At 56.9% G+C, this 22,641-nt stretch carries 18 protein-coding genes; 10 read left to right on the forward strand and 8 right to left on the reverse strand.

Annotation, left to right across the window (positions count from 1 at the left end):
• Nucleotides 1–17: 17 nt before the first annotated feature.
• From AVO44_RS04445 to AVO44_RS04460, 4 genes are read right to left on the reverse strand one after another with little or no spacing between them, the layout of a single operon-like run.
• Nucleotides 18–344: a cytochrome o ubiquinol oxidase subunit IV gene (locus AVO44_RS04445; RefSeq protein WP_068333178.1), complete on the reverse strand. Its 327-nt coding sequence runs from the start codon at nt 342–344 to the stop codon at nt 18–20.
• Entirely contained in the window at nt 337–969 is a 633-nt protein-coding gene (locus AVO44_RS04450; protein WP_068333181.1) for a cytochrome c oxidase subunit 3, read from the reverse strand. Before AVO44_RS04450 ends, AVO44_RS04445 begins: the two co-directional genes overlap by 8 nt.
• Nucleotides 966–3,050, reverse strand: a complete 2,085-nt coding sequence (locus AVO44_RS04455) for a cbb3-type cytochrome c oxidase subunit I (RefSeq protein WP_082677383.1) — start codon at nt 3,048–3,050, stop codon at nt 966–968. Before AVO44_RS04455 ends, AVO44_RS04450 begins: the two co-directional genes overlap by 4 nt.
• A complete protein-coding gene (locus AVO44_RS04460) occupies nt 3,047–4,009 on the reverse strand; it encodes a cytochrome ubiquinol oxidase subunit II (protein WP_068333183.1) in 963 nt (320 codons plus the stop codon). The genes AVO44_RS04455 and AVO44_RS04460 overlap by 4 nt, the downstream gene beginning before the upstream one ends.
• A 186-nt stretch (nt 4,010–4,195) precedes the next feature.
• Between AVO44_RS04460 and AVO44_RS04465 the strand changes: the two genes are divergently transcribed.
• The 7 genes from AVO44_RS04465 to AVO44_RS04495 all read left to right on the forward strand — a co-directional run bounded on the left by AVO44_RS04465 (nt 4,196) and on the right by AVO44_RS04495 (nt 13,686).
• On the forward strand, nt 4,196–5,431 hold the full coding sequence (locus AVO44_RS04465; RefSeq protein WP_068333186.1) for a lytic murein transglycosylase: 1,236 nt from the start codon (nt 4,196–4,198) through the stop codon (nt 5,429–5,431).
• Nucleotides 5,432–5,828: 397 nt separating this feature from the next.
• A complete protein-coding gene (locus AVO44_RS04470; protein WP_068333189.1) occupies nt 5,829–7,457 on the forward strand; it encodes a peptide ABC transporter substrate-binding protein in 1,629 nt (542 codons plus the stop codon).
• 66 nt (nt 7,458–7,523) lie between these two features.
• A complete protein-coding gene (gene oppB, locus AVO44_RS04475) occupies nt 7,524–8,447 on the forward strand; it encodes an oligopeptide ABC transporter permease OppB (RefSeq protein ID WP_068333192.1) in 924 nt (307 codons plus the stop codon).
• 11 nt (nt 8,448–8,458) lie between these two features.
• Entirely contained in the window at nt 8,459–9,388 is a 930-nt protein-coding gene (locus tag AVO44_RS04480) for an ABC transporter permease subunit (protein ID WP_068333194.1), read from the forward strand.
• A 1-nt stretch (nt 9,389) separates the two neighbouring features.
• A complete protein-coding gene (locus tag AVO44_RS04485) occupies nt 9,390–11,195 on the forward strand; it encodes an ABC transporter ATP-binding protein (protein WP_068333197.1) in 1,806 nt (601 codons plus the stop codon).
• 307 nt (nt 11,196–11,502) lie between these two features.
• Nucleotides 11,503–12,396, forward strand: a complete 894-nt coding sequence (gene galU / locus AVO44_RS04490) for a UTP--glucose-1-phosphate uridylyltransferase GalU (protein ID WP_068333200.1) — start codon at nt 11,503–11,505, stop codon at nt 12,394–12,396.
• 213 nt (nt 12,397–12,609) lie between these two features.
• Nucleotides 12,610–13,686 (forward strand): DUF2793 domain-containing protein, encoded by a 1,077-nt coding sequence (locus AVO44_RS04495; protein ID WP_068333203.1) that lies wholly within the window; start codon nt 12,610–12,612, stop codon nt 13,684–13,686.
• 33 nt (nt 13,687–13,719) lie between these two features.
• Here the strand turns inward: AVO44_RS04495 and fcl are convergent, their stop codons facing one another.
• The 3 genes from fcl to AVO44_RS04510 all read right to left on the reverse strand — a co-directional run bounded on the left by fcl (nt 13,720) and on the right by AVO44_RS04510 (nt 16,919).
• Complete coding sequence (fcl, locus tag AVO44_RS04500; RefSeq protein WP_068333206.1) at nt 13,720–14,697, reverse strand: GDP-L-fucose synthase; 978 nt, start codon at nt 14,695–14,697, stop codon at nt 13,720–13,722.
• Nucleotides 14,698–14,707: 10 nt separating this feature from the next.
• A complete protein-coding gene (gene gmd / locus AVO44_RS04505; RefSeq protein WP_068333209.1) occupies nt 14,708–15,832 on the reverse strand; it encodes a GDP-mannose 4,6-dehydratase in 1,125 nt (374 codons plus the stop codon).
• A gap of 205 nt (nt 15,833–16,037) precedes the next feature.
• Nucleotides 16,038–16,919, reverse strand: a complete 882-nt coding sequence (locus AVO44_RS04510; RefSeq protein ID WP_068333997.1) for a phytanoyl-CoA dioxygenase family protein — start codon at nt 16,917–16,919, stop codon at nt 16,038–16,040.
• Between the two features lie 103 nt (nt 16,920–17,022).
• Between AVO44_RS04510 and AVO44_RS04515 the strand changes: the two genes are divergently transcribed.
• On the forward strand, nt 17,023–17,913 hold the full coding sequence (locus AVO44_RS04515; protein WP_068333211.1) for a LysR family transcriptional regulator: 891 nt from the start codon (nt 17,023–17,025) through the stop codon (nt 17,911–17,913).
• Here AVO44_RS04515 and AVO44_RS04520 read toward each other — a convergent pair.
• Complete coding sequence (locus tag AVO44_RS04520; RefSeq protein ID WP_082677384.1) at nt 17,886–18,965, reverse strand: helix-turn-helix domain-containing protein; 1,080 nt, start codon at nt 18,963–18,965, stop codon at nt 17,886–17,888. The two genes, AVO44_RS04515 and AVO44_RS04520, sit on opposite strands and share 28 nt — an antisense overlap.
• 249 nt (nt 18,966–19,214) lie before the next feature.
• On the opposite strand from AVO44_RS04520, the gene AVO44_RS04525 reads away from it, so the two are divergent.
• The gene (locus AVO44_RS04525) at nt 19,215–20,246 is read left to right on the forward strand and encodes an Ldh family oxidoreductase (protein ID WP_068333214.1); all 1,032 of its coding nucleotides are present in this window, start codon (nt 19,215–19,217) and stop codon (nt 20,244–20,246) included.
• Between the two features lie 65 nt (nt 20,247–20,311).
• Entirely contained in the window at nt 20,312–22,618 is a 2,307-nt protein-coding gene (locus AVO44_RS04530) for a Tex family protein (protein ID WP_068333217.1), read from the forward strand.
• Nucleotides 22,619–22,641: the final 23 nt, after the last annotated feature.

Raw genomic sequence — 22,641 nt, forward strand, 5'->3', positions numbered from 1 at the left:
TGCTCTGACGCGTTTTGTTACATTGGGTAAGTATGCATACGTACTGCCAGATTTCCCATGATCCAGACAGTCCCGAGTATGATGATTAGAAGGACCAGCACCGAGAACAGAATCAGGTCAAGGTCTTCACGGCTGCTGCGGCGACGGTCGATATGCAGGAAATAGACCAGTTGCACGACCAGTTGCGCCAACCCTAGCATCGCGATGGCAAGGTAGACGCCTTTGGTCTCAATCCCGAATACGTAGGCGATTGTAAAAACCGTTCCAGTCAGCAGAAGAGAGCCGCCATAACCGATCACATAGCGCCGTTGCTCGCGCCGATGCATCTCGCTGCGCTTATCCATAGGTTAGACCTCCGAAGTAAACGATGGTGATGATGCCGATCCAGATCAGGTCGAGGAAATGCCAGAACAGTGCAAGCCGCACGACGCGCGACATCACAAGGTCGGTCAGACCAAAAACCCGCAGCTGAATGCCAAGAACGACAAGCCACAGGCACCCCGCAGCCACGTGCACCCCGTGCAACGGAACCAGACCATAAAACGCGGACAGAAACCCGCTGCGCTGAGGGATGCCTCCCTTTTCGGCCATGTCCATGAAATCGCGGATTTCCAGCACCAAAAAGCAAATTCCCAACACCAGAGTGACGCTGAACCAGAACACGATCCGCCACCGGGGCAGATTGTATTTCAGTGCAAGCATCGCGAGGCCCACGGTCAGGCTGCTGGTCAGCAGGATCAGGGTTTGGGCAAATATGCTGGTCATGTTGAACAGATCATGTGGGCCGGGCCCGCCAGCCTGCGCGTCGATCATGGTGATGTAGATCGCGAACATCAGTCCGAAGTAGACCAGATCGCTCATTAGAAAGACCCAAAACCCGAAGGTGACGACTTCGCTAGCCTTGTCGGCACTGGCATGACGTCGCCCGAGGTTCAGGCCCGGGTAGCTATGGGTTGGTGCACGCTTCATGTCACCGCCTTCAGATCAGGCCGGGCGAGACCGCGGTTTTCCGGGGCGGTTTCATGGTCGCGGTCTACCGGTTTGGCGCTGTTTACCAAATCCAGCCAGGCCTCATGCTGTTTGCGAACCTCTTCGGCGGGAATGACCTCTTCGGTATCCAGCCGGAAGGTCCAGAGGATGAAGGATAAAAGCATCAGCACCGTCACCAGCGCGGCCAGCCACCAAATCCACCAGACCAACGCGAACATCCAGATACCGCTGAGGACACATATAGCAAACCCAATCCCGGTGTTGCGTGGCATCGAAATGTCTTCGTACTGGTCGGGGCTCGGATAGGCTTCGCCCCGCTCTTTGGCGGCGGCGAAGTCGTCCCGGTCTGTGATCTGCGGAATAACAGCGAAATTATAGGGCGGCGGCGGTGCCGGAATTGACCATTCCAGCGTGCGCGCATCCCAGGGATCGCCAACGGGTACTTGGGTTTTCTCGCGGTCGCGGATGCTGACCCACAACTGAATGATCACTGAAAACAGGGCTGACAGGATCACGAACGCACCGATAAAGGCGACGATCATGAAAGGGTGGAAACTGGGGTCTTCCCAACTGTACGACCTGCGCGGCATACCCATGAGGCCAACAAAATAAAGTGGCAGGAAGGTCAGCATGAAACCGACCGTCCACAAAACGACCGAAATTCGGCCCCAAGCCTCGTTCAGACGAAAGCCGAAAGCCTTGGGAAACCAGTAGTTGTACCCGGCCAGTAACCCGAACAGCACGCCGGGCAGCAGAACGTTATGGAAATGGGCAACCAGGAACAGCGTGTTGTGCACCTGATAGTCAACCGTGGGGTTGGCAAGGATCACACCTGACAAACCGCCAATGACAAACAGCATCAGGAACGCCAAACCGTACAACATAGGAACCGAAAACCGGATACGACCACGGTACAGGGTCGCCATCCAGTCATAGACCTTAACGCCTGTGGGGATGGCGATCAGCATGGTGGCGATGCCAAACACTGCGTTGATCAGAGCGCTTTGGCCCATGGTAAAGAAATGGTGCAGCCAGACGGTAAATGACAGAACGGCGATGCACATGGTGGCGATGACCAAAGAGTTGTAGCCGTACAGTCGCTTGGCCGAAAACGTGGCAAAAACCTCGGAAAAAATACCATAGGCAGGCAGGACAAGCAGGTATACCTCGGGGTGGCCGAACAACCAGAACAGGTTGGCATAATTCATCATGTTACCGCCCAGGTCGTTGGTAAAGAAGTGAAAATCTAGGTACCTGTCCGCAGCCAGCATCAGCGCCGCCACACCAAGCGGTGGCATGGCAAAGACGATCAGGATCGAGCTGCTGATGATCGTCCAGCAATAGATCGGCAGCCGCATGAACGTCATTCCGGGTGCGCGTAGCTTATAAATCGTAACCGCAAAGTTGATCCCGGTCAGCGTGGTTCCGCTGCCGGAAACGACGATGGCCCAAATCCAATAGTCCGGACCCACTCCGGGGTTGAATACCGCGCCCGTGTAAGGCGGATAGGCCGTCCAGCCACCGGTCGAGAATTGCCCCACGACCAACGACACCATCAGCATCATGCCAGCCGATACCGTGAGGCCAAGACTGATCTGGTTCATCACCGGAAAGGCTACATCCCGCGCACCAATCATCAGTGGTATCAGAAAATTCGCGATCCCAAAAACGAAGGGAACAGCGACAAAGAAAATCATGATGGTGCCGTGCGTGCTGAACAACTCGGCGAAATGTTCTGCCTCAAGGAAACCCTCGCCCGGACCTGCCGCCTGTTGGGCACGCATGACAACGCCCTCCAGCACCCCGCGCGCCAGCATGACAATGGCGAAGACGATATACATGATCCCGATTTTCTTATGGTCTGCGCTGGTCAGCCAGTTGCGCCATAATGGCCCCCACAATCGGAACCAGGTCAGCAACCCTACGACTGCGATGACCCCAACAATCATAACGCCTGCGGCTGCGTTTGCCACGATCTCATTGGCATTGGGGTCTTTCATCAAACCAGCAATCGGGAAAGAGTCCCAGGTCAGGCGGCCAAAGAAACCGGTTTCGGTCATTGCGCGCCCTTCTTGCCGTACTGAGCGGTGCCCGGTTGCTGATCAGCCGGCAGCGGCTGCCCTCCGTGATAGCGGTGAAGGATGGACTGGAACAGATCACCATCTTCAAGCGTAAAGTATAACGCACGCTCTGGCATTTTTGCGGTCCCAAGCGCGGCTTGAACCTCATCCCGGTCGGTGCGCATGGCAAGGGTCCGATAGGTTTCGGCGGTAAGGGGAATACCATTGGCACGAACCCCTTCGACCCAGGCATCGAACTCATTGGGTTGCATCGCAAAGGTCTGAAACTTCTGCTTGGTAAATCCGCGCCCGCTATATTGCGTGTTTTCGCCCTGCATCGTCTTGGGTGTGTCCGCAACGAGATGCAGTTTGGTCGTCATTCCCGGCATGGCGTAGATCTGACCGGCCAAGGCGGGGATCATAAAGGACTGCATCACCGTATCCGTGGTCAACGTCATCGCGACCTGTTGTTTGATTGGGATGCCCAACTCACCGACACTGGCAATGCCAAGATCCGGGTAGATGAACAGCCATTTCCAATCCAGACCGACGACTTGAACATCCAAAGCCGGTGTATCACCAAAACCGCTTGAGTATGGGTCCAGGCGGTGCGTGGCCTTCCATAAGTAGAACGACAAGAGCGCCACGATGACGACCGGTACACCCCACATTACAAATTCCAGCTTGGCCGAGAAGTCCCACTTGGGCCTGTACTGTGCAGACCCGCCCCGACGCCGCCTGTATCGCATGGCAATCAGCGGCACCAGAACCAGTACCGGGATCACTGCAATCAGGATGAGGGCGGTCGCCCGCAGCAAATGCGTTTTCTGGGCCGCAGCAATCGGCCCTTGAGGGTCCAAGAAACTGTCACTGGCCCATGAGACCTGCCCGGAGACGACCACAAGCACAACCGCAGCCGATCCTGCCCATAGCCATGCTGAAGGTCTGAGTAAGGCCACGCCAATTCATCCTCTGAAGCCTTCGTTTCTGCCAACTATCGGCAGGGACGCCAGTTTTCTCAAGGTTTTTCCTGACGTCTCGGTTTTTCGCGCACGCTGTGGGGCAGCCCTTGAAGAAGCGAATACTTAAGAGCGTGCCAATGACGCGGTTGACACACCCTCATAGTCCAATGACATATTCCAACAATGCGTTGGATCGTTTTCGCCTTTTGCCTGACATGCCTTCTGACAGACGCGCGCGCACAGGATCGTTCTGCGGTTGAGGGTCAGTTCCAAATCTGGCTACAGGAAACGGTCTGGCCGCGGGCCAAGGCCAAGGGCGTTTCTCGGCTGACGATGCAGCGGGCCTTTGAGGGCGTGACGCTCAACTGGAAGTTGCCTGATCTTGTACCGCCGGGGTCAATTGCCAAAACGCCCCAACAGCAAAAACAGGCCGAGTTCGGAGCGCCTGGGCGATATTTCAATGCAAACTCGATTCAAGGCGCTACTGCGGTTGGTCGGCAAATGGCCCGGCGTCACGCGAACTTCCTTGCGCAGGTCGAGGCGGAAACGGGTGTACCCGGAAGGATCATTCTTGCGATTTGGGGACGCGAGAGCGGCTATGGCCAAGTAGCCATTCGGCATGACGCCTTTCAGGTGTTGGGTACAAAGGGATTCATGAGCACCCGGTCGGCTTATTTCACCGAAGAATTGATCGCAGCACTGCAGATCGCGCAGGCCGGACACGCACCGCCGGGAAGACTCAAAAGCAGCTGGGCAGGCGCGTTGGGTCAACCGCAATTCATGCCATCGAACGTTCTGACCTACGCAGTGGACGGGAACCGGGACGGGCGGCTCGATGTCTGGCGTTCGGCTGAGGATACAATTGCATCCATCGGGAATTTTCTGTCGGCGTATGGTTGGGTTGCCGGAAGGGATTGGGGGTTTGAAGTATCGGTTCCTGCTCACGTTTCCTGCGCTTTAGAAGGACCGGACCAAGGGCGGCCCATTCAGGACTGGGTCGACATGGGAGTAACCCGCGTCTCGGGTAAGCCGTTTCCAAAGCACGAATTACAAGGTGAGGGGTATCTGATGATGCCCGCTGGACGCTATGGGCCAGCCTTTATCGTCACACCGAATTTCTATGTGCTGAAAGACTACAACAAAAGCGATCTTTATGCGTTGTTTGTGGGTCATATCGGCGACCGCATTCAATTCGGCGTCCAGGACTTCAATACGGGCTGGCACAACATCGGCACCCTGTACCGATCTGACATCGCCGCTATGCAAAAGTCGCTTGAAAGCCGAGGGCATGATGTCGGCGGTGTAGATGGGTTGCCCGGGTACAAGACCCGACGCTCAATCGGGCGGTGGCAGGAGGGCAAAGGGCAACCGCCGACCTGCTTTCCAAAACAGGGTATGAAAGCCGCCCTCACACAATAGCGATTCGCCCGTTTCTCTTGTTTTTGCCGACCATCGCTGCATTTCCCTCGGGTCAAGTTTGAACATACGCCTTCACGAAAGTGTCACGATCAGGTCAAGTTTCCTTATTTAATTTCAGCACTAACGCCGGTTTCGCTCACTATCCACCTATAGTTGCTTTAATTGCAGGCAGCATCTTTATCCCGATTTGAAATAGTGTCACCTTCTGCGCCAGTGAGAGGCGACTTTCGCAAACACGTTCCTGACTGCAAACCAAATGACTGTGATGCGGTGTTCAGTGCGATCTGAAAAAGCGAAATCTGAATCCGGGTCAGTCCTGTTCAAGGTCGGACAAACATGGTGGCAGCGGCCATCCTGAATGGCGCGCGCTTTGCCACCTAAAAAATGGGAGACAAAAATGAACAAGTACATTCGGACATCTCTGGCGGGGCTAATGACCTCGACCATGATCACCGGTGCCGCCTTTGCCGCTGGCACTCACCCGGAAACCGGCGAAGCGCTGGCCGAAGACCAGACCTTTATCTATCGCCTTGGGGATGAGCACAGTTCGGTCGACCCGCAGGTTGTCGAAGATACCTACGGTGCCGAAATCACACGGGATTTGTTCGAAGGCCTGATGAATCAGGACGAAGACGGCAACCTGGTTCCGGGCGTTGCCACAGGCTATACAACCAATGACACCAAGGATGTGTACACCTTCACCCTGCGTGACAACGCCAAGTGGTCCAATGGCGACCCGGTGACCGCTGGTGATTTTGTCTATGCATGGAAACGTGCCGTCGATCCCGAACTGTCGTCACCCTATGCCTGGTTCATGGAATTGATGTCGATTGAAAACGCCGCCGAAATTATCGCTGGCGAAAAGCCGATTGACGAGCTGGGTGTCAAGGCAATCGACGATCACACACTGGAAGTCACGCTCAGCGCACCGCTGCCGTATTTCCCGCAAATGACCACGCATTCTACCACTTTCCCGGCTCCGCAGAAAGTCATTGAGGAACATGGTGACGCCTGGACCCGCCCCGAAAATATCGTGTCGAATGGAGCCTACATCCTGACCGAGCACGTGCCGCAGGAACGTTCGGTTCGTGAACGGAACGAAATGTACTGGGATAACGAGAACACAATTCTCGACAAGGTGGTCGCGCTGATCATCAATGACGAAAACGTTGCCCTGACGCGTTATCTGGCTGGTGAATTGGACCGTACCGAAGTTCCAGCAGGCCAATTCCCCCGCCTTAGCCAAGAGCATCCGGACGAAGCGATCAGCTTTCCACGCCTGTGCAACTATTATTATACCTTCAACCTGACGGAAGATGGCCCCGAGGCCTTCAAGGACCCGAACGTACGTCAGGCCCTGTCGCTGGCGGTGGATCGTGCAATCATCACTGAAAAAGTTATGGCCGGGGGTCAGCCGCAGGCCTATACATTCGCGCCCGAAGCAACAGCAGGGTTCACCGTTCCCGAGGTTGAGATGGCCTCAATGACCCAAGCTGAACGGGATGAGCTGGCCAAGGAATTGCTGGCCGGTGCCGGGTATGGCCCGGATAATCCGCTGAGCTTTGAAATGGTCTACAACACCAACGAAGACCATAAAAAGGTCGCAGTTGCTGTTAGCCAGATGTGGAAGCAGAAGCTGGGTGTGAATGTCGAACTGGCCAATATGGAATGGAAAGTGTTCCTGGAAGAGCGCGGCAACCAGAACTTCGAACTGGCCCGTGGCGCATGGTGCGGCGACTATAACGAAGCTTCGACCTTCCTGGACCTGCTGCAGTCGGATTCCGGCTATAACGACGGCAAGTTCAGCAATGCCCGTGTTGACGAGCTTTTGGCACAGGCCAAAACTGCTGACGATCCGGCGCCTCTGTACACCGAGGTTGAGCGCATCATCGCACAGGAAACTCCTGTGATCCCGATCTACCACTATGCAGGTGTTTACATGATGGACACCGATGTCGGGAATTGGCCGATCAACAATGTCGAGCAAAACTGGTACTCGAAAAACCTCTACAAGCTCGCTGATTAATCGTCTTTGAACCACGCCCTGTCCCGGAAGCATCCGGGGCAGGGCCAATAAAGATGGGGGCATGAAATGCTTGCCTATAGTCTGCGGCGACTGCTGGTTGCCATTCCGACGATCCTGCTGCTGATCGTCGCCTGTTTCTTTCTGATGCACTTTGCGCCTGGTGGGCCATTCACGTCTGAGCGACCTCTGCCGCCGGCGGTTCTGGCGAATATCGAGGCGCGGTACGGGCTGGACCAACCACTGTGGAAGCAGTTGTGGGACTACCTCTACAATATCGTCGTGCATTTCGACTTTGGCCCGTCCTTCAAGTTCAAGGACCGGGACGTCAATGACATCATCGCCCAGGGCTTTCCGATCTCGCTGACTTACGGGTCGCTGTCGTTCCTCGTCGCGACGTCCGTTGGTGTCGGTCTAGGAATTGCCGCGGCGATCAAGCACAACAGTTGGATCGACTATTTCGCAGTGGGGCTGGGCATCGCGGCTCAAGCGCTGCCGAACTTCATCATGGGCCCGATCCTGATCCTGACCTTTACCCTATGGCTGGGATGGCTGCCGGGCGGTGGATGGAACGGCGGGCAATGGCCGTACCTCATTATGCCCGTAATTGCGCTTGCGACGTCTTACATGGGATCTATCGCACGGATAACGCGATCCTCAATGCTTGAGGTGCTGAACTCGAACTTCATCCGCACCGCGCGGGCCAAGGGTCTGCCAACCAGAACCGTGATCTGGCGTCACGCGTTGAAACCAACGCTGTTGCCGGTCGTTTCATACCTTGGTCCGGTTTTTGTTTATGTGCTGACAGGTTCGGTTTTCGTCGACATCTACTTTTCCACCGGCGGGCTGGGGCAAGCCTATGTCGGGTCAGCCCTGTCGCGCGACTATGCCGTACTGCTGGGGGTCACGATCCTTTATGGCGCGTTGACTGTCGTCGTGAATCTGCTGACGGACCTGGCCTACGCCTGGTTCGATCCAAAAATTCGGTACTGAGGGGCGAACCAATGCTAGGAAAATCACAAAAAGCCGCCCATCTGGCCGAAAGTGTCACCGATTACACGGTTATTCAAGGGCGCTCGCTGTGGCAGGACGCTCGGATGCGGTTTGTTCGCAACAAGGCCGCAATGGCCAGCGTTTTTGTTCTAAGCCTGATTGTTCTGTTCACAATCATCGGACCGTACTTCGCCGTTTGGGACAATGAAGAAATCGACTGGAACGTCATTGGGGACGTGCGCGGGATGGGGATGCCATCCCTCGAAACCGGGCATTTTTTCGGTGTCGATGATCTGGGGCGTGACCTTTACAGCCGCGTCATTCAGGCAACGACCACATCGCTTTTGGTTGGCCTGATCGGGGCGGCCACGGCGCTGATCGTCGGCACCTGTTACGGCATCGCCGCCGGTTACATTGGTGGGCGTGTCGACAGTGTAATGATGCGCTTTGTCGATATTCTTCTGGCGATCCCGGCAACCTTGATCATCATCCTGCTGCTGGTCGTGGCGGGGCGGTCATTTTTCATGTTGTTTCTCGCTCTTGGCGCGGTCGGCTGGCTGACCATGTCACGGATCGTTCGAGGGCAAACTCTGACGCTGAAGAACCGCGAATTCATCGAAGCCGCACGCGCCGCCGGCGTCAGCGAATTCACGATTATGTATCGTCATATCCTACCCAATCTATTGGGGGTGGTGATCGTCTATGCCTCGCTTCTGGTGCCTGAGATGATCCTTACCGAAAGCTTCATCTCGTTTCTGGGTCTGGGTATCTCAGAGCCCTACACGTCATTGGGTAGGCTGATCGCCGAAGGTGCCGGGACGATGGCCTATGGAACCTTGTGGCAGCTTATGTTCCCCCTGACATTCTATGTCGCAATCATCATCTCGATGTTCTTCATCGGCGATGGTCTGCGTGACGCACTGGACCCGAAGGATCGCTGATATGAGCCTGTTTTCCATAAAAGACCTGAGCGTCCAGTTCGAAACTCCGGACGGCGTTGTCGAGGCTGTCAAAGGGATCAGCTTCGACATCAACCCGGGCGAATGCCTTGGCATCGTCGGCGAAAGCGGATCGGGCAAAAGCCAGACTTTCATGGCCGCGATGGGGCTGTTGCCGCCAGCGGGACGGGCCGAAGGCTCGGCCATGCTGAACGGGAAGGAGATCCTGAATCTGCCCGTTGGCAAGCTGAACAAGATCCGTGGTTCGGATGTGGGCATGATCTTTCAGGACCCGCTAACCGCTTTGACCCCGCATCTGCGGATCGGTCAGCAAATGCGCGAAGTTCTGCAAGTGCATGAAGGGCTACAAGGCTCTGCCGCGCGACAGCGATGCCTTGAATGGCTTGACCGTGTGCGTATCCCCGAGGCAAAACGGCGTCTTGATCAATACCCGCATGAGCTTTCGGGCGGGATGCGCCAGCGCGTGATGATTGCCATGTCCATGCTGTGCAATCCAAAACTGCTGATCGCGGACGAGCCAACCACTGCGCTCGATGTCACGGTTCAGGCCGACATTCTGGACTTGATGGTGCGGTTGCAGAAAGACGAAGGCACCGCGATTGCCCTGATTACACATGACATGGGCGTCGTCGCACGGATGTGTGACCGGATACAGGTCATGCGTCTGGGTCAGTTTGTCGAGGCCGGAGACGCGCGCGAAATCTTCCGCGCGCCTAAGCACGAATACACTCGAACTCTGCTTGAGGCGATGCCGCGCATTGATGCAGGCGATGCGCCCAAAGCGCTGGAGAAGACCGAAGAACCTCTGCTGAAGGTCGACGACGTCAAAGTCCATTTCCCGATTCATGTCTCGGGCGGGCTGTTCGGCCACAAGGTCCCGTTGAAGGCCGTGGATGGCGTGAGCTTTGACATCCGCAAGGGTGAAACGCTGGGCGTTGTGGGTGAATCCGGTTGCGGCAAATCCACCCTCGCCCGGGCCGTGCTGCAACTGATTGAACCCAGTGCGGGGAATGTCAGCTGGCTGGGACATCCTATCGTCGGGTTGAAACGAGCCGAACTGAACAAATACCGCAAGGACCTTCAGATCGTGTTCCAGGACCCGCTGGCTAGCCTTGACCCGAGGATGACGATTTCCGCCTCGATCGCGGAACCTCTGAAAACCTATCGCCCTGACCTGACGGATCGCGAACGCAAAGACATGGTCGCGCAGATGATGGAGCGGGTGGGCTTACAATCCAACATGATCAACCGATATCCGCATGAATTGTCCGGCGGGCAGAACCAAAGAGTCGGCATTGCCCGGGCAATGATCAACAAACCCAAATTGATTATCTGCGACGAAGCGGTTTCGGCGCTAGACGTGTCCATTCAGGCGCAAATCGTGGAATTGTTGCGAGAATTGCAACAAGAGTTCGGGCTGTCGATGATTTTTATCAGCCATGATCTTTCTGTGGTGCGGGCGGTCTCGAACCGGATCATGGTCCTTTATCTTGGTCGGATTGTCGAACTTGGGGATGGCGAAGTAATTTGCTCTGATCCGATCCACCCCTACACCAAGTCCCTGATCTCGGCCGTTCCAATACCGGACCCCGACGTCGAACGCACGCGGCGACGGTTGAAGCTGCCTGGTGAGCTGCCCTCACCCATGGATCCCAGGGCTGCATTGCGGTTTCTGCCCAGTCGTTTAGCTGCGGGTCAGTCCGATTATGTCCCCCAATTGAGCGAGGTGAGACCGGATCACTTTGTGGCCGAACACGATCCGCTGGATGCCATTTTGAACGGTGTTTGAGCGCCCTGCCCCGAAGCTAATTTGCACAGCTTCGGGGCGTCTTCGGTCCTGCTTATAGAACAGTAGTTAGTGGAACGGCCTCGGTCCGCCGGAACTTGATGCCTTCTTTTGCCGCATATCGCAGCAAAACACCGCTGGGTTTTCGTGGTCGAAACGTGATCGTTTTGACTTCTACCCCCTTGGGTGGCACCATCTTTGGGAAATTTGCACGGGTTGATTGTGGGCGTTGATTGTTAGCAGTGCAGCCCCTAAGAGGTCCGCGTGGGACACTAACCAACGACACTGTTCTACTAGCTTGAGAGGTCATATGGTACGCAAGGTCACAAAGGCGATCTTTCCAGTCGCAGGGCTTGGCACCCGGTTCCTGCCCGCTACGAAGTCCGTTCCGAAAGAGATCATGACTTTGGTCGACCGCCCACTGGTGCAGTACGCTATCGACGAGGCTCGTGCCGCCGGCATCACCGAGTTCATTTTTGTTACGTCGCGCGGCAAATCCGCACTGGAAGACTATTTCGATCACAACCTGGTTCTTGAACAGGAGCTCAAAGCCAAAGGCAAAGATGACCTGCTGGAGACATTGAGCGCCACCAATATGGAAAGCGGGGCAATTGCATATATCCGCCAGCACAAGGCACTGGGATTGGGCCATGCCGTTTGGTGTGCGCGCCGGCTGATCGGTGATGAACCCTTTGCCGTGATGCTGCCCGACGACGTGATTGCGGCTGAAAAACCATGTCTGCAACAGATGGTCGAAGCCTATGAGGAAACCGGCGGAAACATGGTCGCAGCTATGGAGGTCCCTTTGGAAAAAACCAGTGCATACGGTGTGCTGGATGTGGGTGAAAATATCGGCCCTGTCGTACGCGCGCGGGGCATGGTCGAAAAACCAAAACCGGAAGAGGCGCCCTCGAACCTTGCCGTTATCGGTCGCTATGTGCTTGGTCCGTCGGTTCTGTACAACCTGAACCAGATGAAAAAAGGCAGCGGCGGAGAGATACAGCTCACCGATGCCATCGCCGAAGACATCGGCAACGGCGTACCGGTCTTTGGATACAAATTCGATGGTCAGCGGTTCGATTGCGGCTCGAAATCCGGGTTCCTGCAAGCAACTGTTGCATTTGCTCTGGCCCGCAGTGACCTACGCGACGACCTGAGCCAATATCTGCATGATATTGTCGCCACAGGGCAAGCTGCTGAGTAACACACGCATTCTCCACCGCAAACGCTTGTTTTCGGCGAATGTGGAAAAATTACCGATAGGCTAAGGCGTTCTGCGACTTGGCCTATTTTTTGACCTGCAAAAGAATAACAAAAGGTTCCAAAGGCGTGCGTTCCGGTCAGGCGGGATTCATCCATCGCCTGGCAATGTGGCGCGCAATTCAATTGTCGCACCAAAAGCCACTGGAGGACGCCTTTGTCACAGAACTCACCCCGATTGAACCTACCGTTTCTGCAACCATCGCAGGCACAGAAACACGTGACCCATAACGAGGCATTGCGGCAGTTGGATCTTGTTACCCAACTTAGCCTGGCCTCGACAAACGCATCGACCCCGCCGGCCGTTCCTGATCAGGGTGAGGTTCACGCACTCGGTTCTGCTCCGACCGGGGATTGGACTGGCCAGACCGGGATGCTTGCCGCGTGGCTGGACAACGCCTGGCATTTTGTCGCCCCCCGCATCGGCTGGCGCGCGTGGGATGAAACCAACGGGCAACTGACGGTCTGGGATGGCAGCGCATGGACTGAGCCTCCGGTTGCGACGCAGAATCTTGATGGCGTGGGTATTGCGGCCAGCTTTGACAGCACGAACCGTCTGTCCGTGAGGTCGCCAGCGACGTTGCTCAGCCATGAAGGCGGTGGGCATCAGTTAAAAATCAACAAGGCCAGCGCAGGCGAAACAGCGTCTTTGCTGTTTCAGTCCAACTGGATCGGTCACGCCGAGATGGGTTTGTCAGGCAATACCGGCTTTTCGATCAAGGTTTCGCCTGACGGCGGCACGTGGACCGACGCGCTCAGCTTTGACCCGACCACGGGTGCCGCAAGTGGTGCCGCGGTTCAGAACAGCCCTGACGACACAACCGTTGGTCGCCTGATGCGGGCGGATTTCGGCTATGGTCCGGGTAACCTTGTCGGTCTCGTATCGGAAAGCGGCGGCGCGCCGACCGGTGCCGTGATTGAACACGGGTCGACTGCTGATGGAGACTACGTACGCTTTGCAGATGGAACACAAATATGCACTGCAAAGCTGCCTGCAACGGGATGTGCAAATGCTGATGGGGCGTTGTTTACAAGCGACGCCGCAGTCTGGGTTTTCCCGATTTCTTTCGCATCCGGCCCGGCAGTTTCGGTTAGCGGCGGAGGTGGGGCAAGCACCCGGTTTATCGGCTTTGATGCCCCGACCGAGACAGAGGTGGGCTTCAAGGTCATGGCAACCACACTTGATACAACAGCACTGGCCCCAACGGGCGTCGCAATAGGCCGCTGGTTCTGATCTCAAATTCTGCCCGGGCGCTTGTCCGGGCAGTTACTTGGCCCGCAGATCCGCATCTGCCTGATCAAGGAACCAGGCATAAGTTTCTCGAATACCGTCTTCCAACCCGATGCGCGCGCGCCAACCCATCTCGGCCAGACGGGACACGTCCATCAATTTGCGTAGGGTGCCATCTGGTTTGCTGACATCCTGCGTAATGCGCCCGGTAAAGCCGATCGTTTTAGCCACCAAAGCCGCGAGTTCCGCAATAGAGATATCCTCACCACAGCCCACATTAATGTGGCTCAGCATCGGCTGGGTGTTTGCTTCGTAAACGTCGCGCGGAAGGTCGAGCACGAACAACGATGCCTCGGCCATGTCATCCACATGCAGGAATTCACGGCGGGGTTTGCCAGTACCCCAGATCACCACCTCTGCCAGTCCGTCCCGCTGTGCCTCGTGAAAACGGCGGATCAGGGCGGGCAGGACGTGGCTGTTTTCAGGGTGGAAATTGTCGCCGGGACCATACAGGTTCGTCGGCATGACCGAGCGGTAGTCGACCCCATGCTGCCGGTTATAGCTTTCACACAGCTTGATCCCAGCAATCTTAGCCACTGCGTACGGCTCGTTTGTGGGCTCCAGAACGCCGGTCAGCAGAGCGTCTTCTCGCATCGGTTGCGTCGCAGCGCGCGGATAGATGCAAGAGCTGCCCAACTGCAGTAGGTTCTTTACCCCCGCCGCAAACGCCTGATGGATCACGTTACATTCAATCATCAGGTTGTCGTAGATGAAATCCGCCGGGTAGGTGTTGTTTGCGTGAATTCCACCAACCTTGGCGGCGGCAAGGATCACCACATCTGGACGCTCGGCCTGCATGAAGTCCCGCACGGCGGCCTGATCTGTCAGGTCCAATTCAGCATGGGTGCGGGTTATCAGTTCAAGCGCGTCACCCGCAGACTGACGATCCTGCAAACGGCGCAGAATTGCACCGCCGACCATCCCGCGGTGGCCTGCTACATAGATCTTGCGCATGGCGATCTCCTCAACCGTTTTCCAGGCTTACCGGCAATTCATACCCATGCTCTTTCAACAGCGCATGGCGTTTGGCGGTTTTCAGATCCTCGACGACCATCTCGGCGCACATTTCCTGCACCGTCAGCTCGGGCTCCCATCCCAACTTGGTTTTGGCGTTCGACGGGTCCCCCAGCAGCGTCTCAACCTCGGCAGGGCGGAAATACTGCGGATCAATGCGCATGATCACATCCCCCGGTTTGAGCGCCGGAGCATTTTCACCCTGGATCGCCTTAACGGACGCAATTTCATCGACGCCCTCGCCTGTGAATTCCAACGTGATACCAAGCTCGGCAGCCGACCATTCGATAAACTGCCGCACCGAATATTGCACTCCGGTCGCGATTACGAAGTCTTCGGGATTTTCCTGCTGCAACATGAGCCACTGCATCCGTACATAGTCTTTTGCGTGGCCCCAGTCGCGCAGACTGTCGATATTGCCCATGTAAAGACAGTCTTCCAAACCCTGTGCAATGTTTGCCAATCCTCGGGTGATTTTCCGGGTTACAAAAGTCTCACCTCGGCGCGGGCTTTCGTGATTGAACAGAATACCGTTGCAGGCATACATGCCATACGCTTCGCGATAGTTCACGGTGATCCAGTAGGAATACAGCTTGGCAACCGCGTAAGGCGAACGTGGGTGGAACGGCGTTGTTTCGCGCTGCGGAGTTTCCTGCACCAGACCGTAAAGTTCCGACGTCGAGGCCTGATAAAACCTTGTCTTTTTCTCCAGCCCAAGAAACCGGATCGCTTCCAGCAAGCGCAATGTGCCAATTGCATCGACATCTGCCGTATATTCCGGAGACTCAAAACTGACTGCAACATGCGACTGCGCACCCAGATTGTAGACCTCGTCCGGTTGTACTTCTTGAATGATGCGCGTCAGGTTTGAGGTATCGCTCAGGTCCCCGTAATGCAGATGCAGTTTCGGGTTCGGAACATGCGGGTCCTGATAGATGTGGTCGATCCGCTGCGTATTGAATGAAGACGCCCGGCGTTTGATCCCGTGAACCTCGTAACCTTTCTCAAGCAAAAATTCTGCAAGATAAGATCCGTCCTGCCCGGTAATGCCGGTAATCAACGCCTTTTTTGTCATCTTCTTTTCCCGCGGAATCCATTTTGAAGCATTGCCATCTCAAAAACAGCAAGACGTCCCAGAATGCAACCCAAGGCTATGAACACCACGAGTGTCAGCGGCTGTTTCCTGCCTGTAAACCCATCAAGAAATTTGACCTATAAGATGGCTTTCACAAGACATGAAAGGACAGGCCGGTTCGGCCTGCACGGTCGCTCAGGGCGTGTCAGGTCCCTCCGTATAACGGGACAGCGTTTTTTGCACCATCGGCCAACGCTTTGCTCTGATCGCGGCGCACCTGTTCATACAAGGCCAGTGACTGCTCTGAAAACAGTTCTTGCGGAGGGTCAACCGCCACAAAGTTCGACTGCCCGTCCCGACCACGTGCCAGCATCGCATAGTCGCGATCGGCAACCAATTGCCTCGCATTCGGGTTGAGATACCGGATTGCCAAACCAATGCGGCGGTCATCGGACCGGTTGGGCCCCGACCCATGGATGGTCAACCCGTGATGCAGCGACATTTGACCAGGTGCCAATTCAATATGGGTTTTTTCCTCTTCTGCGACCTCAACAGCAATTTCCTGCCCCCGCGATAACAGGTTTGTGTCAGAATACGTGTCGGTGTGCGGAAGGATCGGGTTCTTGTGGCTGCCCTGAACGAAATCCATGCATCCGCTTGCGACCGTGGCGGGCGACAGCGCGATCCAGGCTGTCACCTGATCCGGAGTTTCGCCCATGCCCCAATAGGTCAGATCCTGATGCATGCCCACCGTGTGTTCGGTATTGGCTTCTTTGACAAAAAACTCGGCGGACCAAACCATGATGTCAGGTCCCAAAATGTGCTCAACCACGTCCAGAACCCTTTTATCCAAGGCGATCTGTGCGGCCAACGGTATCACAAGATGAGCATTGACGCGTTTGTACGTGTTCAGCGGCAGCGGCAGATTGGCAGACAGCCAGTCACGCTCAAGCTGTTCGAATTCTGCACGAATCTCAGCCGCTTCTGCATCCGAGAAAACCGTCAAGGGAAATAGATAACCGTATTCCCAGTACTGCGCGGTTTGGTCGGCTGTCAGGGCGTGTGAAGATTGAGCAGTTTGCAGCATGGTGAACCTCATGAAATCTGGTCCACCCAGCATAAACCGAGATAATTACAAAGCAGCGTGGCACCTCTTGCCGGTAAGGCTAAGTTCAGCTTAGCCTGCCTGCATGTCGTCCCGTATCCCTTCCCTCAACTGGCTCCGCGTATTCGAGGCTGCCGCGCGGACCGAAAGCTTTGCCCGAGCCGCCACGCAGTTGAACATGTCTGCCGCAGCTGTCAGCCAGCAGGTCAAAGCGCTGGAATCCCGGCTGGGAACGCCGCTGTTTCACCGTCACGCACATGCGGTAACCCTGACCGAGGCTGGCAGGGCTTATCTGCCGTCCGTTCAACAATCCCTGCTCATGCTGGAAACCGCCACCACAGGCCTTTTCGGGGAAACCCGCGAGCAGCGGCTTTTCGTGCAATCCGTTCTGCTTTATGCGCATGGGGTTCTTGCCAATGGCCTGCCCGATTTCCGCGCAGCACATCCGCAGATCGGTTTGTCTCTGACCACTGGTAACCTGGTATCGGATTTCGCCAACCAATTCACCGATTTGCAGATCGTGTTCGGGAACCCGACCCTATTTGGTGCAGAAAGCGATCCATTGATGCACGAGCGCTTGTATCCTGTTGCTAAACCAGATGTCGCCGCGCAGATACGTCAGCCCCAAGACCTGTTCCAATTCCCTTTGATCGAGGTTTCGACGCATCGTGCAAGTTGGCCGCATCTGTTCGAAACTCTGCGTATGCCCACCGGTCAGGCGCGGTATTTTTTCGCCGACAATTCGATCATGGCCACCGAGCTATCAGCCAGCGGAGGAGGCATCGCCCTGGCCCGCGCGCCTGCATCGGATCGGATCATGCACCTGTCCGGCCTTGTTCCCTGCCTGCCCGACATTCACGTTGCAGGGCAAGAGGCGTATCACTTGGTCTACCCATCCCGCACAGCCTTGCGACCACCCGCGCGCGCCTTTCGCGACTGGTTGCTGGATCACAGCGCGGCGGTCCAAACCCGGTAACGTCCCTGCCCCGTCACCTCACGGATCAGGCCGCGTCGGGTGAAACGGTCAATGTTGCGTTGCACTGCTGCACGCGACGCCTTTGTCAATTCTTCGGCCAACGGTGCGGACACCATCGGCCACGCCGTTAGGACGTCGATCAACAAGGGCGGTGTCTTGCCGCTAAGTCCAGCGGTTGCCGCGCGGGCGCGCTGTTCCCATGCGCTGACACGATCCAGGTGCATCAATGCCGCCAAAGCTGCCTGCCCCGCCCCGCGAATCCACGCAGCAAGCTTTTCGTTAACCTCGCCCACTCCGCGCAAAGCGCCCGGGCCAGACAGCGCCAAGGGCATGAATTTTGCCCCGCCCCGCCCCATGGAGGCCGCGTGACGCGCCGCAATAATCGCCGCCTCAGTATCCTGTCCAATCCCCGGGGACAGGGCACGCCAGGCGTGAAACCCGATCGCCGCCTGCGTGACCGGGTGCAACCCTTCGGCATTTCGCATCACCTCGGCCAGATCGGCCACGGCTTCGGGGATATCGTCGATACCTTGCGCGAGGCGATCCAGAAAGGCAGTAAGCCCCGAGTCCCATCCCCCGTCCGAAGGGCCAGGACCGGATGTCAGCCGACGCACCGCCCATCCCGCCCGGAATAAAGCCTGAACGTCGTCTCCGGTTGCACCGATCCGCAAACCGGTCCACAGGGCAAGACGGTCCACGCTGATCCGGTCGCCCGTCCACCAGCCCAGATCGGATACGTCCATAAGGGCCAGTCGATGGGTCCATCCATCTGGCCCGGCCCTTAGCCGTTCATCCAAAGCGCCAAAGATCGCCGCCAGATCCGCCAGTTCGAAAGACAGTTCCGCCTGCGCTGCGCGCCAGTCTCGGGGATCGAATAGCAAACGCCGATCAGCCATCGGACCGGGAGGTTGAAAATCCTCGATCCGCTCTTCATCCTCGGGCGGCAGAAACCATAGATCGTCGTCTTCTGGCGGATCCACATCATAAATACTGCGAGGGCCGATGTTATCGACCTCTTCGTCCGGATCAGGTGTGACGGGCTTGATAGTCATGGCCCTATATTTCGGGGATTTAGGCTGGTTCACAAGGCGTTTTTGCCGACCATTAGGAAAGGGATTGTGTCAAAAATTCCCGCTGACAACATGCCGTGTGTCGTTCGGATGACCCGCACATCGCCTGTCCGGTCAGTCAATATCAGGCGAAGTCTCAGGAATGATCACGTATCTTATGGAAATCTTGTTCCCTTTTCCCGTCCCGCCGCGTTATCCGTTGTCGCGCGCACGGCAGAGGAGGTGTAGAGCATGAGCGAGACTGTCAAACTGACATTGGATGAAGTTCGGGCGCTCAGCCTGTCGATCCTGACCAAGTCCGGGTTTGGGCCCGAGCATGCCGCAGCTATCGCCGATACGTTGACCACCTGCCAGACCGACGATTGTCAGTCTCACGGTCTGTTCCGTCTGTTCATGTGTCATGACACCATGAAGTCAGGCAAGGTCGACGGTCACGCTGCCCCGGTCCTGAAGCCGTCGAACAATGCCATTGTTCGGGTTGACGCAAATGCGGGGATGTCTTTGTTGGCGTTTGAAAAGGCGCTGCCGCTCTTGATTGAAAAGACCCGCGCCAATGGTATTGCCGCCATGGCGATCAACCGTTGCTTTCACTTCTCGGCCCTTTGGCCCGAGGTGGAACGCCTGTCCTCGGTCGGCCTTGCAGCGATGGCGATGGTCCCCAGCCATTCCTGGGTTGCCCCTGCAGGTGGCACGCGCGGTAGCCTTGGCACCAACCCGCTGGCCTTTAGCTGGCCGCGCAGTGGCAAAGATCCGTTCACCTTTGATTTTGCCACCAGCGCCTTTGCCCGCGGTGAAATCGAACTCTACCGCCGTGCTGGAAAGCCCCTGCCAGAGGGTGTCGCCATTGACAAATACGGCAATCCCACCACCGACCCAAAAGCGGCAATGGATGGCGCGATGCTGACGTTTGGCAGCTATAAGGGTTCGGCCTTGTCGATTATGATCGAGTTGCTGGCCGGCCCGTTGATCGACGATCTGACCAGCCTTGAAAGCATGGAGTTTGCCCAAGGTGCAGGCGGCGCACCCTATCACGGCGAAATCATCCTTGCGTTTGACCCTGCGCAATTCAGCGGTGGCCGGGTGTCCGACAACGATGCCCGCGCCGAACGTTTGTTTGCCGACATTACCGATCAGGGGGCCCGCTTGCCCTCGCAACGGCGGTTCGCTGCGCGGGCGCGGAATACCGAACGCGGATATGTCGAAATCGCCAAAACCCTGCATGACGATCTGCGAGCATTGGCCGAAGACGTCCGGGCAGTGTAAAACCCTCTTTCCCTTGGTGATGCGGCTGGCTAAGAAGTGCCTCCAGTCATTTGCAGGAGGCCCCCTTGGACCGCATCGCCCGCACCATCGCCACCGAGATCAACGCCCGCCCGGAACAGGTCGGTGCCGCGGTGAAACTGCTGGACGATGGGGCCACCGTGCCTTTTGTCGCCCGCTACCGCAAAGAGGTGACAGGTGGCCTCGACGACACGCAACTGCGGACGCTGTCTGATCGCCTGACCTATCTACGGGAATTGGACGCGCGGCGCGAAACCATCCTTGGCTCGATTAAAGATCAGGGCAAGTTGACCGACGAGTTGGCCCGGTCCATCGCGCAGGCTGAAACCAAGGCGCAGTTGGAAGACATCTACCTGCCCTACAAACCCAAGCGGCGGACCAAGGCGATGATCGCGCGGGAAAACGGGCTGGAGCCGCTGGCCGATTCCATTCTGGCCGATCGCTCAGCCGACCCCGAAGTGTTGGCGCAGCGATATGTTACCGAGTCTGTGCCAACAACCAAAGACGCACTGAACGGTGCACGGGACATCATCACGGAACGTCTGACCGAGAACGCCGCGCTTTTAGGAGAGCTGCGCAGTTTCATGCAGCGTGAAGCTTTGCTGACATCCAAGGTGATCGACGGCAAGGAACAGGAAGGCGCGAAGTTCAGCGACTATTTTGCCCACTCAGAGCTTTGGACCAAGACCCCCTCCCATCGTGCGCTGGCGATGCTGCGTGCGTCGAAAGAAGGAATAGTCACGCTCGATATCGCGCCAGAGCCTGAGACTGGAGCCGCCCGGGCCGAGGCCATCGTTGCGGCCCATCTGCAAACGCGTGGTGACGGGCCTGGCGATGTCTGGCTGCGCAAAGTGGCTGGGTGGACCTGGCGGGTAAAGCTGTCTCTGTCCATGATGGTTGAACTTATGGCCGATCTGCGCAGCCGTGCGCAGGAAGAGGCCATTCAGGTTTTCTCGCGCAACTTAAAAGATTTGTTGTTTGCCGCGCCGGCGGGGGCACGGGCGACATTGGGTTTGGACCCCGGCATTCGAACGGGTGTCAAAGCCGCGGTTGTCGATGCCACGGGCAAGGTTGTTGCGACGGATACGCTTTATCCCTTCCAGCCCAAGAATGACCTTCGCGGTGCACAGGCGACCATTCTGAACCTGATTGCCGCACATAAGATCGAGTTGATCGCAATCGGCAACGGCACGGCCAGCCGCGAAACCGAGAAGATGGTGGCTGACACACTGAAACTGTTGCCCAAGGCCGTGACCGCACCGACCAAGGTTGTCGTGTCCGAGGCCGGTGCATCGGTGTATTCTGCCTCGGAACTGGCAGCGCGCGAGTTTCCCGATCTCGACGTGTCATTGCGCGGGGCGGTTTCGATCGCGCGCCGGTTGCAGGATCCGCTGGCCGAGCTGGTTAAGATCGAACCTAAATCCATCGGGGTCGGCCAGTATCAACATGACGTGGATCAGCACAGGCTTTCGCAATCTCTTGCCTCTGTGATCGAAGACGTGGTGAACGCGGTGGGTGTCGATCTGAATACGGCGTCTGCGCCCCTGCTCTCGCATGTCTCGGGCCTTGGGCCGGGGCTGGCCGAGGCCATCGTGATGCACCGCGATACGAACGGTGCTTTTCAATCGCGCAAAGAACTGCTCAAGGTGGCGCGCCTTGGCCCGCGCGCCTTTCAGCAATGCGCAGGTTTCTTGCGCATTCGTGATGGGCAAGAGCCGCTGGACGCATCGTCGGTTCACCCTGAGGCTTATGACGTCGCGCGTCGGGTTGTTTCTGCATGCGGCCGCGATATCCGTCAAATCATGGGCCACGAGGGTGCATTGAAAGGCTTGCGCGCTGAGCAGTTTGTTAACGACACCTTTGGCCTGCCAACTGTTCAGGACATTTTCGCAGAATTGGAAAAGCCGGGCCGTGATCCGCGCCCCGGTTTTGTCACCGCGTCTTTCACCGATGGCGTCGAGAACATTACCGATCTCAAACCCGGGATGGTGCTTGAGGGCACTGTGACAAATGTCGCGGCCTTCGGTGCGTTTGTCGATATCGGGGTGCATCAAGACGGGTTGGTACATGTAAGTCAACTCGCGGACCGGTTCGTCAAGGACCCGCACGAGGTAGTAAAAACCGGCCAAGTGGTGAAGGTAACCGTTGTCGAGGTGGATGTGGCCCGCAAACGGATTGGCCTGACAATGCGCAAGGACGGAGGGAGGTCCGCGCGCGAAGACCGGGCAAGCCGGGGCGCAAAAAAGAATGTCTCGCAGTCAAAACCCAACAGGCCACGGCACGCAAAATCTGAAAACACGGCGCAAAACAATGCAATTGCCGATGCGTTGAAGTCAGCACTGAAGAACCAATGATCTGTTGCAAAGTTTTACCAAGA

This window comes from Ruegeria profundi (assembly GCF_001507545.1).
GTDB classification, from domain to species: Bacteria; Pseudomonadota; Alphaproteobacteria; order Rhodobacterales; family Rhodobacteraceae; genus Ruegeria; species Ruegeria profundi.

Excerpts from the sequence above, each read along its gene's own strand:
- AVO44_RS04515 (WP_068333211.1), top strand. The coding sequence starts at position 17,023 with ATGTCGTCCCGTATCCCTTCCCTCAACTGGCTCCGCGTATTCGAGGCT.
- gmd (WP_068333209.1), bottom strand. The coding sequence starts at position 15,832 with ATGACAAAAAAGGCGTTGATTACCGGCATTACCGGGCAGGACGGATCT.
- AVO44_RS04445 (WP_068333178.1), bottom strand. The coding sequence starts at position 344 with ATGGATAAGCGCAGCGAGATGCATCGGCGCGAGCAACGGCGCTATGTG.
- galU (WP_068333200.1), top strand. The coding sequence starts at position 11,503 with ATGGTACGCAAGGTCACAAAGGCGATCTTTCCAGTCGCAGGGCTTGGC.
- AVO44_RS04485 (WP_068333197.1), top strand. The coding sequence starts at position 9,390 with ATGAGCCTGTTTTCCATAAAAGACCTGAGCGTCCAGTTCGAAACTCCG.
- AVO44_RS04520 (WP_082677384.1), bottom strand. The coding sequence starts at position 18,965 with ATGACTATCAAGCCCGTCACACCTGATCCGGACGAAGAGGTCGATAAC.
- AVO44_RS04525 (WP_068333214.1), top strand. The coding sequence starts at position 19,215 with ATGAGCGAGACTGTCAAACTGACATTGGATGAAGTTCGGGCGCTCAGC.
- AVO44_RS04480 (WP_068333194.1), top strand. The coding sequence starts at position 8,459 with ATGCTAGGAAAATCACAAAAAGCCGCCCATCTGGCCGAAAGTGTCACC.
- AVO44_RS04510 (WP_068333997.1), bottom strand. The coding sequence starts at position 16,919 with ATGCTGCAAACTGCTCAATCTTCACACGCCCTGACAGCCGACCAAACC.
- AVO44_RS04465 (WP_068333186.1), top strand. The coding sequence starts at position 4,196 with ATGCGTTGGATCGTTTTCGCCTTTTGCCTGACATGCCTTCTGACAGAC.
- AVO44_RS04470 (WP_068333189.1), top strand. The coding sequence starts at position 5,829 with ATGAACAAGTACATTCGGACATCTCTGGCGGGGCTAATGACCTCGACC.
- AVO44_RS04455 (WP_082677383.1), bottom strand. The coding sequence starts at position 3,050 with ATGACCGAAACCGGTTTCTTTGGCCGCCTGACCTGGGACTCTTTCCCG.
- oppB (WP_068333192.1), top strand. The coding sequence starts at position 7,524 with ATGCTTGCCTATAGTCTGCGGCGACTGCTGGTTGCCATTCCGACGATC.
- AVO44_RS04450 (WP_068333181.1), bottom strand. The coding sequence starts at position 969 with ATGAAGCGTGCACCAACCCATAGCTACCCGGGCCTGAACCTCGGGCGA.
- fcl (WP_068333206.1), bottom strand. The coding sequence starts at position 14,697 with ATGCGCAAGATCTATGTAGCAGGCCACCGCGGGATGGTCGGCGGTGCA.